The organism is uncultured Rikenella sp. (genome assembly GCF_947628055.1).
Classification (GTDB): Bacteria; Bacteroidota; Bacteroidia; order Bacteroidales; family Rikenellaceae; genus Rikenella.
Window position 1 is genome coordinate 1 of record NZ_CANQYJ010000077.1, and the last position, 12,232, is coordinate 12,232.

8 protein-coding genes and 1 pseudogene are annotated in these 12,232 nt (G+C 55.1%); 5 read left to right on the forward strand and 4 right to left on the reverse strand.

What is annotated here, in order from left to right; translation table 11 throughout:
• The 4 genes and pseudogenes from Q0Z93_RS07600 to yidC form a co-directional block, all read left to right on the forward strand.
• A pseudogene (locus tag Q0Z93_RS07600) lies at nucleotides 1-721 on the forward strand (excinuclease ABC subunit UvrA); the annotation flags it as partial.
• 104 nt (nucleotides 722-825) lie between these two features.
• Nucleotides 826-2,853 (forward strand): DUF349 domain-containing protein, encoded by a 2,028-nt coding sequence (locus tag Q0Z93_RS07605; RefSeq protein ID WP_298064317.1) that lies wholly within the window; start codon nucleotides 826-828, stop codon nucleotides 2,851-2,853.
• A gap of 10 nt (nucleotides 2,854-2,863) precedes the next feature.
• Nucleotides 2,864-4,489 carry a CTP synthase gene (locus Q0Z93_RS07610; RefSeq protein ID WP_298064319.1) on the forward strand — a complete coding sequence of 542 codons (1,626 nt, stop codon included), beginning with the start codon at nucleotides 2,864-2,866 and terminating at the stop codon, nucleotides 4,487-4,489.
• 9 nt (nucleotides 4,490-4,498) lie between these two features.
• Nucleotides 4,499-6,388, forward strand: coding sequence for a membrane protein insertase YidC (gene yidC, locus Q0Z93_RS07615; RefSeq protein WP_298064320.1), 1,890 nt, complete (start codon nucleotides 4,499-4,501; stop codon nucleotides 6,386-6,388).
• Between the two features lie 346 nt (nucleotides 6,389-6,734).
• Here yidC and Q0Z93_RS07620 read toward each other — a convergent pair whose 3' ends face one another.
• The 4 genes from Q0Z93_RS07620 to Q0Z93_RS07635 form a co-directional block, all read right to left on the reverse strand.
• The gene (locus Q0Z93_RS07620) at nucleotides 6,735-7,754 is read right to left on the reverse strand and encodes a 2-oxoacid:ferredoxin oxidoreductase subunit beta (protein WP_298064321.1); all 1,020 of its coding nucleotides are present in this window, start codon (nucleotides 7,752-7,754) and stop codon (nucleotides 6,735-6,737) included.
• Between the two features lie 8 nt (nucleotides 7,755-7,762).
• A complete protein-coding gene (locus tag Q0Z93_RS07625) occupies nucleotides 7,763-9,601 on the reverse strand; it encodes a 2-oxoacid:acceptor oxidoreductase subunit alpha (RefSeq protein ID WP_298064323.1) in 1,839 nt (612 codons plus the stop codon).
• A 218-nt stretch (nucleotides 9,602-9,819) separates the two neighbouring features.
• Complete coding sequence (locus Q0Z93_RS07630; protein ID WP_298064325.1) at nucleotides 9,820-10,797, reverse strand: dihydroorotate dehydrogenase-like protein; 978 nt, start codon at nucleotides 10,795-10,797, stop codon at nucleotides 9,820-9,822.
• Nucleotides 10,798-10,830: 33 nt separating this feature from the next.
• On the reverse strand, nucleotides 10,831-11,493 hold the full coding sequence (locus Q0Z93_RS07635; RefSeq protein ID WP_298064326.1) for a YggS family pyridoxal phosphate-dependent enzyme: 663 nt from the start codon (nucleotides 11,491-11,493) through the stop codon (nucleotides 10,831-10,833).
• An 86-nt stretch (nucleotides 11,494-11,579) separates the two neighbouring features.
• Between Q0Z93_RS07635 and Q0Z93_RS07640 the strand changes: the two genes are divergently transcribed.
• A partial coding sequence (locus Q0Z93_RS07640) for a C69 family dipeptidase (protein ID WP_298064327.1) occupies nucleotides 11,580-12,232 on the forward strand: 653 nt, incomplete at its 3' end.

Below are 12,232 nucleotides of genomic sequence, written 5' to 3' on the forward strand. Positions count from 1 at the left end.
CAAGGCGGGGCGGTTCTCGTTCAACGTCAAGGGGGGACGGTGCGAGGAGTGTCGCGGGGCGGGGGTGCAGACCATCGAGATGAACTTCCTGCCGGACGTCTATGTGACGTGCAAGGCGTGCAACGGGCATCGCTACAACCGCGAGACGCTGCAAGTCAGGTACAAGGGGAAGAACATCGACGAGGTGCTGAACATGACGGTCAACCAGGCGGTCGAGTTCTTCGAGCCGGTGCCGACGATCCACCAGAAACTCAAGGCGATCCAGGACGTGGGGTTGGGGTATTTGCGGTTAGGGCAGCCCTGCACGACCCTTTCGGGCGGCGAGAGCCAGCGGATCAAACTCTCGGCTGAGCTGTCGCGGCGGGATACGGGGAATACGCTCTATATTCTGGACGAACCGACCACGGGATTGCACTTCGAGGATATACGGGTACTGTTGGGCGTGCTCAACAAGCTGGCGGACAAGGGAAATACGGTGATCGTGATCGAACACAACTTGGATGTGATCAAAGTGGCCGACCACCTGATCGACATCGGCCCGGAGGGGGGAGATGGGGGCGGACAGCTGATCGCGCAGGGGACACCGGAACAGGTGGCGAAATGTGCGAAAAGCTATACGGGACAATTTCTGAAGCCCCTATTGGCCAAAGAGAAAAAAGAGCATCCCGGGCCGGCGCGCCGCCGGTCGAAAAAATTTGAGAATGGCGAAAAAACTTCCTAAGTTTGCAGGTAAATTTTGATGCCCGATTTTCCGGAGGGCTTTCGATTAGGATTCTTCGGAAAATCGGGCATTTTCGATTTTGTCAACCCAAATAACCTGAACACATGGAAAGTCAAGGTTTATCTTCTGCTCAAGCCCCTGCCGAAATCGGGAAAGAGCAATTCGACACCGTTGAATCTCCGCAGGAGGAGGCTGTAGCGGTCGATTCCACTGAAACGGAAATTGTCGAAACTGCGCAGGACACTACCCCGGCCGCCGGAACTACGGAACCTGCGGCGGAAACGGAAAACGCGGCTCAGTCTGCCAACCCTTATGCGGGTAAAGATCAGGCGGAACTGATCGACCTGCTCGCCAAGATGCTGGAGGAACGCCCGGTGCAGAACCTGCGGGGGGATGTGGAGGCGGTGAAAATCGCCTTTTACAAAGCCGGCCGCGCAAAGATCGAGGCACAGCGGGCGGCTTTTATCGCCGACGGGGGGGCTCCGGAAGAGTTCAAACCGGCGGGAAACGAGAACGAGGCCCGATTCAAGGAGCTGCTGTTGCGGTACCGCGAAAAGCGGGATGCTTTCGTAAACCGGGCGGAACAGGAGAAAGAACGGGCATATGCGGCGAAATTGCAGATCATCGAAGAGCTCAAGGAGCTGGTGAACGGAAACGAGACCTTAGGGCAGACGTTCAACACGTTCCGGGAGCTGCAGCAGCGGTGGAAAGATGCCGGTCTCGTGCCGCAGGAGAAGATCAAAGACCTGTGGGAAACCTATCATCACCATGTCGAAAATTTCTATAACTATATAAAAATCAACAAGGAACTGCGCGACCTCGACCTCAAGAAGAATTACGAGGCGAAAACCGAGCTGGCGGAGGAAGCGGAGGCGTTGATGCTGGAACCGTCGGCGACCGACGCATTCCACAAACTCCAGAAGCTGCACGACCAGTGGCGCGAGATCGGCCCTGTAGCGCCGGAATTCAAGGATACCCTTTGGGAGCGGTTCAAGGCGGCCAGCACGCAGATCAACAAGCGTCACCAGGAATATTTCGAGGGGCTCAAAGCGGAGCAGAAACAGAATCTGACACTAAAGACCGAGTTGTGCGAAAAGGTCGAGGAGTTGGCCGGATCGACTTTCACTTCGCATAAGGAGTGGAATGCAGCGTCGGAGCAGATCATCGAGATACAAAAGGTGTGGAAAACGATCGGTTTTGCACCGAAGAAGGACAATACGCAGATTTACGAACGTTTTCGCGCGGCCTGCGACAAATTCTTCGAGGCCAAACGCGCTTTTTATCAGGGGATGAAGGTTGAGATTGCGGACAATTTGCAGGCGAAGTTAGATTTGTGCGTACAGGCCGAGGCGTTGCAGGACAGCGAGGATTGGAAAGCGACGACCGATGCTTTGATCGCCCTGCAGAAACGGTGGAAAGAGATCGGGGCGACGTCGCGGAAACACTCCGAGCAGGTGTGGAAACGGTTCCGGGCAGCGAGCGACCGGTTTTTCACCCGCAAGGCGGAACATTTCGGGAATCAGGACTCGCAGTATGCCGAAAACCTGACACGGAAGGAGTCTTTGCTCGACGAGATGCGCAAACGGCTGCAAGAGAAAGCGAATATTACGTTCGACGCCATCAAAGAGTACCAGCGCCGTTGGGCGGAGATCGGTTTCGTGCCGATCAAGAAAAAAGAGGCGATCCAGACGGAGTACCGCCGGGTGGTGGACGGCCTGTTCGACCTGCTCAGAGGAGAGGAACGGGAACGCCATATCCGCAATTTCCGGGATAAGGTTGCCCAAATACAAGAGAGCGGATCGAGGCGTCTGAGCATGGAACGCGACCGGCTGTACAACAAAATCCGGCAGATCGAGGGCGACATTCAGATTTGGGAGAACAACATCGGATTCTTCGCCAAATCGAAAAACGCCGAGGCGCTGATGAGAGAGGTGCAGAACAAGATCGCCCGGGCCAAAGAGCAGATCGCTACCCTGACCGAAAAGATTCGGCTGATCGACCATCCGGAACCCGCGCCCGCTCCGAAGATCGGGAAGGAAACGGAGCCGGAGCCGGAAAAGACGGCCGGTGCCGAACCCGTCGCCGAAAAGACCGAAGAACCAACGACAACCAACTCGACCGAACAGGAGTAACCATATTCGTATGAAATCACAGACCAAATACATTTTCGTGACCGGCGGCGTCGCCTCTTCCTTAGGGAAAGGGATTATAGCGGCTTCGCTGGCCAAATTATTGCAGGCCAGGGGGTATTCGGTAACGATCCAGAAACTCGACCCGTATATCAATATCGACCCGGGAACGCTCAATCCGTACGAACACGGAGAATGCTATGTGACGGAAGACGGGGCGGAAACCGACCTCGACCTGGGGCACTATGAACGTTTTCTGGGGAGGCCGACTTCACAGGCTAATAACGTGACGACGGGACGTATCTACCAGAGCGTCATCAACAAGGAGCGGCGGGGCGAGTTTTTGGGGAAGACGGTGCAGGTCATTCCGCATATTACGGACGAAATCAAACGGCGGATCCAATTATTGGGGACCAAACACAAGTACGATGTGGTCATTACCGAGATCGGCGGGACGGTGGGGGACATCGAGTCGCTGCCATACATCGAATCGGTACGGCAGCTGCGGTATGAGTTGGGGTTCCGGAACACGCTGGTGGTGCATTTGACCTTGATTCCGTACATGCGGGCCAGTGGAGAGCTGAAAACGAAACCGACGCAGCACTCGGTCAAAGCGTTGCAGGAGAACGGATTGCAGCCGGACATTCTGGTGCTGCGCTCCGAGATGGCACTGACGGACGAAGTCAAACGGAAAGTGGCTCTGTTCTGCAATGTGGAACAGGATGCGGTGGTGGCGTCGCTGGACGTGCCGACCATTTACGAAGTGCCGCTGATGATGCTCGAACAGAACTTGGATACGGTAGCTTTGCGGAAGTTGGGGCTGGATACGGAACGGCCGATCGACCTCGAAAAATGGCGCGACTTCGTGGATCGGGTCAAACATCCCGACCAAGGCGAAGTGCGGATTGCCTTGGTGGGGAAATACACCGAGCTGCCGGATGCTTATAAATCGATCAGTGAGGCCTTTGTTCATGCCGGGGCGACCAATCATGTCAAGGTGAAGCTGCAGTACGTGAACGCCGAAAAAATTACGGACGGAAATGCGGGGACGATATTGGGGGATATGAGCGGGATACTGGTGGCGCCGGGGTTCGGACATCGGGGATTGGAGGGGAAGATTACGGCGGTGAAGTATGCGAGGGAGAATCAGGTACCGTTTCTGGGGATATGTCTCGGGATGCAGTGCAGCGTGATCGAATATGCACGGAATGTGTTAGGGCTGACGGAGGCCAATTCGACCGAGACGGGGGCTACTCCGGAACCGGTGATCGATCTGATGGAAGAACAGAAAGGGATTACCGAGAAGGGGGGGACGATGCGGCTGGGGGCTTACCCGTGCCGGTTGATGGAGGGTTCGCATGCCTGGCAGGCATACGGAAAAACGGAGATCAGCGAACGGCACCGGCACCGGTACGAGTTCAACAACAAGTATAAGGATGCGTTAGAGGCGGCGGGGATGATCGCCACGGGGATCAATCCGGAAACGAATCTGGTGGAGGTCGTCGAGGTGCAGGGACATCCGTGGTTCGTCGGTGTCCAGTACCATCCGGAATACAAAAGCACGGTCATCCATCCGCATCCGTTGTTCGTCGATTTCGTCAAGGCGGCTATCAACTATCAGGAAACCAAGCAGAAATAAACTTCATCAATGAATAAAAACACACTGATCGGTTTGTTGGTGATCGGAGTGATCCTTTTCGGGTTCAGCTGGTACAACAACAAACAATATACGGAAAGGCTCAAGGAGCAACAAAAGCAGGATTCCATCGCGTTGGCTCATGCGTCGAAGCAGGTCCCGTCATTACCGGCGGGCGACTCTTTGGTGCAGGGACAGCTGCCGCAGGACGACAACGCGGCGCGGGACAATGCCAAACCGGCGCCTTCGGTGCTGGGTTCGGCTTTCGACGCGCAACTGAAAGGGACGGAAACGTTCCATACGTTAGAAAACGACCTCTTTATCCTCACCTTTTCCAATAAAGGGGGGCGGATCGCGGCGGTGGAGCTCAAGGATTATAAGAAGTACAACGGCGACCCGCTGATGCTTTTTACAGAGGAGGGATCGCGGTTCAACCTCAATCTCTTTGCGCCGGCGCAGATCAATACGGCAGATTTCTATTTCACGCCGCGGATGGTTTCGGATACCTCGATCGCCTTCCGGCTCTATGCGGATACGACAGGGGCTTCGTACTTGGAGTACCTCTACACCATACGGCCGGATAACTACCTGATGGATATGAAGGTGGATCTGTCCCATTTCAAGGGAAAAATCGCGCCGAACCAGACGGATATGACGCTGGAGTGGAATATCGTTTCGCCGCAGGAGGAAAAGGGATTCCAGAACGAAAACAATTATACGACGATCGCCTATAAATATCCGGGCGAGACGTCGATCGAGGAGCTGGGCATCTCTACGGGGACGAAAAAGGAGGATATTACCACCAAGGTGCAGTGGGTGGCGTTCAAACAGCAGTTCTTTTCGTCGATCATCGTGGCGAACGACAACTTTTCGGCGGCGGATTTGAAGTACAATACTTTTCCGCCGACGGATGCGAATATCAAGGACTTTTCGGCGCAACTGGCACTGCCCTACTCTGCGGCGACGACGCAGGGATATGACTTGCAATTCTACTTCGGGCCGAACAAATATTCGGTTTTGAAACAGTACGGGGACTTGGAATTTCAGAAATTGGTGCCGTTAGGCTGGTGGATCATCGGATGGATCAACCGTTACGTGGTGATTCCGGTATTCGATTTCCTGGGGGGATATATCGCCAATTTCGGGATCGTGATCTTGATTCTGACGGTGCTGATCAAACTGTTGATTTTCCCGCTTACTTACAAATCATATCTTTCGACGGCGAAAATGCGGCTTCTCAAGCCGGATATCGACAAACTGAACGAAAAGTATCCGAAGAAAGAGGATGCGATGAAGAAGCAGCAGGCCATGCTGCAACTTTACAAGGCGGCGGGGGTGAATCCGATGGGAGGCTGTTTGCCGCTGCTGATCCAGTTCCCGATCCTGATCGCGATGTTCCGGTTCTTCCCGGCTTCGATCGAGTTGCGAGGGAAAGCGTTCCTGTGGGCGGACGATTTATCTTCTTATGACAGCATCTGGAATTTCCCGGACGGGTTCAGTATTCCGTTCTACGGCGATCATGTGAGCCTGTTCGCCTTGCTGATGGCTGTATCGTTGTTCGTCGTTTCAAAGATCAACTATGCGCAGTCGGCGGGGATGAGCAGCCAGCAAATGCCGGGAATGAAATTCATGATGCTCTACCTGATGCCGATTCTGCTGCTGGTATGGTTCAACAATTATTCGGCAGGGCTGTGCTATTACTACCTACTGGCCAATATCATCACAATGGGGCAGACTTTCGCGTTCCGCTACATGGTGAATGACAAGAAGCTGCATGCTCAGATGATGGAAAATACGAAAAAGCCGGTGAAGAAGTCGAAATGGCAGCTGCGGCTCGAAGAGATGCAGCGGCAGCAGGAGGCGTTGCGCAAACAGCAGCAACAGCGAGGCGGGAAACGATAATTCGGTACTTTTTCTCTTCGACTAATTCTTTGTACAGGGAGGGTACTGTTCTCTTTGTGAACAAAGAGAACCAAAAATTTTGAGCGAAACTTACGTTTCGCATGGGCTGCCGTAGTCCTTATTCTTTAGCACTTTAGTGTTTGGGTCGGGGCAATAGCGGGCTGTAAGGTTATTACTTCATTAAGCCCGCTATTGCTCCCGGCCCAATCCCAAAACTAAATATGGGATTGCGGAGCTAAGACATAGCATAGCGATCTCAAAAGTTTTTGGTGCCGCTTTTTGAAAAAAAACGGCAGTCCCCGCACGTAGCCAAGAACTGCCGCAAAGAAAAAAGGAGTGAAATTTATTATTTAACCTCCCACGTTTCGCCGCTGTGTAAGAGTTGCTCCATGTTGAAAATTTTGGCCCGCATCCGCACCTCGATCAACTGGTCGCGCACCTGATCGTCATACGTATGATCCTTGACCGCCCGGATCACCCCCAGCGCCACCGGCATCTCCGGCGCTTTCATATTGACCAGCATCATGTGAATCCCCGGGTTCGGCTCCGTCGCATCATGCACCAGAATATCCGCCCGAGTAATCCCATTTTCCCCGATCTTCACTACCTTCAACTTCAGACCGTCCAGAATCAGCCCCTTGTCCCGATTCTTGCCGAAAATCATCGGTTCGCCGTGCTTCAAGACGATCGTCATATCCTCCCTCACCTCCTTGTTCAGAAACGAATCGTAAGCCTTATCATTGAAGATCACGCAGTTCTGCAAAATCTCGACCACCGAAGCCCCGTCGTTTTTCGCCGCCGCCACCAAACAATCCTTTGTCAGATTCACATCCACGTCGATCGTCCGCGCAAAGAACGTTCCCCGCGCCCCCAGCACGATCTCACCCGGCGCAAAAGGGTGTTCCACCGTCCCATACGGCGACGTCTTCGTCACCTTGCCCAGCGGCGACGTCGGCGAATATTGCCCTTTCGTCAAGCCATAGATCTGGTTGTTGAACAGCATGATATTGATGTCGATATTCCGCCGTATGGCATGGATAAAGTGATTTCCCCCGATCGCCAGCGCATCGCCGTCTCCCGTCACCTCCCACACCGACAGCGTCGGATTCGCCACCTTGACCCCCGTGGCGATCGCCGCCGCCCGGCCGTGAATCCCGTGAAACCCGTAGGTATGCACGTAGTACGGGAACCGCGACGAACAGCCGATCCCCGAAACGAACGTAAAACGCTGGTGTTGATAATTGAGCGCCTCGGCCACCTCCGGCAAAGCCTTGGTCACCGCGTTCAGAATAAAGTGGTTGCCGCATCCCGGACACCATTTGACCTCCTGGTCGCTTTTGAAATCCTGTGGAGTATATCGTATCATAACAGTCTCTATTTATTGTCGTCTAACAAGGTACGGAAACAGTCGGTCAGTTCGGCCACCGTGAAAGGCAGCCCCTGTACTTTGTTATATTGCAGGTAGGTGAAGGATTGGAAATTCATCCGCAGATAATCGGCGAACTGCCCCATATTGAGCTCGCACACCACGATCTTCTTGAATTTCGAGAAGATTTTCTCCACCCCTTTCGGCAGCGGATTGATGTAGCTGAAGTGGCAGTGCGAGACGTGTTTCCCTTCCTGCCGCATGACATCCACCGCCGAGCGCAGCTGTCCGAAAGTTCCACCCCACCCCACGACCAGCAAGTCGCCGCTCTTATCCCCATAGACTTCCTGTTCCGGGATGAAATCGGCCACGCGAGCCACCTTTTCCGCCCGCAGGTTCACCATCTTCTGGTGGTTCTGGGGATCGTGCGAGAGACAGCCGACGCAGTCCTGCTTTTCCAGCCCCCCCAACCGGTGTTCGCATCCCGGCGATCCCGGCAGCGCCCAACTGCGTGCCAACCGTTTCTCATCCCGCACATACGGCAGAAATCCCCCATCCGGCCGTTCCGTCACCACCGGCGGATGAATTTCCGGATAGTCGTTCATCGACGGTATCCGCCAGGCCTCCGACCCGTTGGCGATATAGCCGTCCGAAAGCAGAACCACCGGCGTCATGTGTTCCATGGCGATCTTAGCCGCCCGAAACGCCGCATCGAAACATCCCGACGGCGTACATGCCGCCATCACCACCAGCGGACACTCCCCGTTCCGCCCCCAAAGAGCCTGGTATAAATCCGCCTGTTCGGTCTTGGTCGGCAGTCCCGTCGAAGGCCCTCCCCGCTGCACGTCGATCACCACCAACGGCAATTCGGTCATCACCGCCAGCCCCAACGCTTCGCTCTTGAGTGAAAGCCCCGGCCCGGAAGTGGTGGTCACCCCCATATTCCCGGCAAACGACGCTCCGATCGCTGTGCAAATCCCGGCAATCTCATCCTCGACCTGCAAGGTCTTCACTCCCAAGTCTTTCCGTTTGGCCAACTCTTCGAGAATCGCCGTCGCCGGCGTAATCGGATAGGAGCCGCAGAACAACGGCCGCCCCGACTTTTCGGAAGCGGCCATCAGTCCCCAAGCCATCGCCACATTGCCCGAGATGGTCCGATAGGTGCCTTTCGGCAATTTGGCGGCCGGCACCTGATAAGTCGTCGTAAAGATATGGGTGTTGGAGGCGTAATTATACCCCGCCTTCAATGCGAGTACATTGGCATCGGCCACCGCCGGTTTCTTGGCGAATTTCCGCCGCAGGTAGTTTTCCGTGTGGTCGAGCGGCATGTCATAGAGGCAGAAACATACCCCCAATGCAAACATATTTTTGCATTTATTGGCCGCTTTCGGGTCGAGTCCCGTTTCCGCCAGCGCATCCTTGGTCATGGACGAGATCGGCGCCCGCACGATATTGTAGTCGGCAATCCCTAATTCGGCAAACGGGTCGAGCGTCTGGAACCCCGCTCTTTTGACCGCCGCTTCGGTGAAGCTGTCGGCATCGACGATCACGGTGGCCCCTTTCTTGAGCCATTTCCGGTTGGCGCGCAAGGCGACCGGATTCATCGCCACCAACAGATCGCAATAGTCGCCTGAGGTCAAGACCTTTTCGCTGCCGATGTGTACCTGGAAACCGGAAACGCCCGCCATCGTTCCCTGCGGCGCGCGAATTTCGGCCGGAAAATCGGGGAACGTCGCAATACTGTTCCCTCCCAAGGCCGAAGTATCGCTGAACAGCGTCCCGGTCAATTGCATGCCGTCACCCGAATCGCCTGAGAATCGGATGACTACGTCTTTTGTCTGCTGCATTTGTCTGGGTTGATATTTGCTCCGACAAATATTGCTAATTTTTTACAGATAACCTCGGATTTGTGAAAAAATCGAAATGCGCCCGCTTTCAGTCCCCGGCGACCAGACCGAACTGGAAGAAACGAAAGAGCCGCCTCGAAATGCGTTCCCATCCTATCCGAATAAAACGAAAAGGAGGCATTGGGAAACGCCTCCTTCGTCCAACGGACAGATAAGAATTATTCGTGATTCGAATAGTATTTCATGAACTGTGTCCGTTCATACAGCATCGGGTTCGGAATGTTTCCGGCGTTCATCCGACCGATAAAGTCCCGGGTGGTCTGAAATTCGTGGCGGCGCATCCAGTCTCCGACAAAAGCGTTCATCTCGCTGATAACTTCCAGCCCTTTTTCGTAGACGACGCTGGCGATCTCGACCGCCGAAGCGCCGGCCAACATCGCCTTGACTGCATCGGCGCCCGTATGCACCCCGGTCGACACCGCCACATCGATCAGAGGCAGCGACCCGTTTACGAATGCCGTCCACCGCAGCACGTTGGACAGCTCCGACGAATGGCTGAAAATATCCCCCGCCTTGACAGTCATCGCCTCGATATCGATATCGGTCGGGTAGAACCGGTTGAACAGCACGACGCCCTTCACGTTCCGGTAATAGATTTCCCGGACGACGGCCAGCGGATTGGTGAATCCTGCGCCAAGCTTCACCGACAACGGGATCGTAATCGCCTCTTTCACCTGTTCTATGATATTCAGGTACTTGCGTTCGATCTCATCCGATGAAGTCTCTTTGTCGGTCGGCAGCAGGAAGATGTTCAGCTCCAGCGCATCCGCCCCTGCGGCCTCGATCACCCGCGCATAGTCGACCCACTCCCCCGCCTGCCGGCAGTTGATGCTGGCGATGATCGGAATGCCGCACTGTTGTTTGGCATCTTCGATCAGTTTGAGGTACAGCCCCACGCTGTTGTCCTGCACATACGAGCGCACATAGTCCGCCGCTTCCGGATAGTCGCTGTAGCTGTCCACATGGGCCACCTCGTTCATGATCTGTTCCTCGAAGATGGATTTGAGCACCACAGCTCCCGCTCCCGCCGCTTCGGCGTCCTTGATGCGCTGCAGCGTAGAGGTCAGCCCCGAACTGCTCAGAATGACCGGGCTTTTCAATTCCAGCCCCAGATATTTCGTCTTGATTCTCTCCATATCGAAAATAATTGTGTGGTTTGGTTTTCTATTTTAATATTCCCGCCTACCGAAAATGCTGCTTCCGATGCGCACCATCGTCGCCCCCTCTTCGATCGCTATCGGGTAGTCGCCGGACATCCCCATCGATAAAACGTCCATATGCGGCAAATATTTCTCCCTGAACCGGACAAAATCACGGTGTAATGTCCGAAACTCGTCCCGTACTTGCGACATATTGTCAGTCAGCGATGCCATCCCCATCAATCCCCGGATGCGAATATGTTCCAGTCCGGTCAGTCGTCCGTCCTGCAAAAAATGTTCCAATTCCGCCGCATCCCATCCGAATTTGGTCTCTTCCTGTGCGATATGGAGCTGCAACAGCACATCGATCGTCCGTCCCGCCTTGGCCGCCTCGCGGTCGATCGTCTCCGCTAACCGCCAGGAATCCACCGAGTGGATGAGCGACACGAACGGCGCGATATACTTGACCTTGTTGGTCTGCAGGTGGCCGATCATGTGCCATTCTATGTCTTCGGGAAGAATCCGGCATTTAGCGGTCATCTCTTGCGGCCTGCTTTCGCCGAAGACGCGCTGCCCCGCCTCGTAAGCCTCCCGCAGGGCCTCCGCCGGATGGAATTTCGACACGGCCACCAGCGTCACCCCTTCCGGCAGCGACTGCCGTATTCGGGCCAGATTGTCAGCAATCTTTCCCATTCTGTTCGATTTTTTCTATATTTGTCATTCTCTGCATCGGGCGGGGCTGCGAGGCAGCCGAAACAAAACAAATTTACAGCATACAGATGAAGAAAACAAAACTTTTCGCAGCTTTGCTGGCCAGTGCCATTCTGGGCTTGCCAGGGGCTTCGGCGTGTACCAACATTCTCGTAACGAAAGGGGCTTCCAAGACGGGATCGACCATGATCAGCTATTCGGCTGACTCCCACACCCTCTACGGGGAGCTTTACTACCGTCCGGCAGCCGATTATCCGGCCGGAGCGATGATGAAAGTGTACGAATGGGATACCGGCAGACTCATGGGGGAAATACCTCAGGCCGGACATACCTACTCGGTGGTGGGGAATATGAACGAGCACCAGCTGTTGATCGGGGAGAGTACGTGGGGCGGCCTGCCGCAGCTGGTCGATACCACGGGGATGCTCGACTACGGGTCGTTGATGTACATTGCTTTGCAGCGGTGCAGGACGGCGCGCGAGGCGATCGAGTTGATGACCCGGTTGGTGGCGGAATACGGGTATGCGTCGTCGGGCGAGTCGATTTCGGTGGCCGACCCGAACGAAGTGTGGGTCCTCGAAATTATCGGCAAGGGAACCCGGATCGTGAAGGGGAAGAATGTGAACAAGGGGGCTGTGTGGGTGGCACGCCGGATTCCGGACGGAGAGCAGTCAGGAGATGGGCAGATACCGCCGGAGCTTCCGGGCAGCGGGCAGCCGGG

Bases quoted from the DNA above. Each gene is read 5' to 3' on its own strand.
- Q0Z93_RS07605 (WP_298064317.1), top strand. From the start codon at position 826: ATGGAAAGTCAAGGTTTATCTTCTGCTCAAGCCCCTGCCGAAATCGGG.
- Q0Z93_RS07630 (WP_298064325.1), bottom strand. From the start codon at position 10,797: ATGGAGAGAATCAAGACGAAATATCTGGGGCTGGAATTGAAAAGCCCG.
- Q0Z93_RS07610 (WP_298064319.1), top strand. From the start codon at position 2,864: ATGAAATCACAGACCAAATACATTTTCGTGACCGGCGGCGTCGCCTCT.
- Q0Z93_RS07620 (WP_298064321.1), bottom strand. From the start codon at position 7,754: ATGATACGATATACTCCACAGGATTTCAAAAGCGACCAGGAGGTCAAA.
- Q0Z93_RS07635 (WP_298064326.1), bottom strand. From the start codon at position 11,493: ATGGGAAAGATTGCTGACAATCTGGCCCGAATACGGCAGTCGCTGCCG.
- Q0Z93_RS07625 (WP_298064323.1), bottom strand. From the start codon at position 9,601: ATGCAGCAGACAAAAGACGTAGTCATCCGATTCTCAGGCGATTCGGGT.
- yidC (WP_298064320.1), top strand. From the start codon at position 4,499: ATGAATAAAAACACACTGATCGGTTTGTTGGTGATCGGAGTGATCCTT.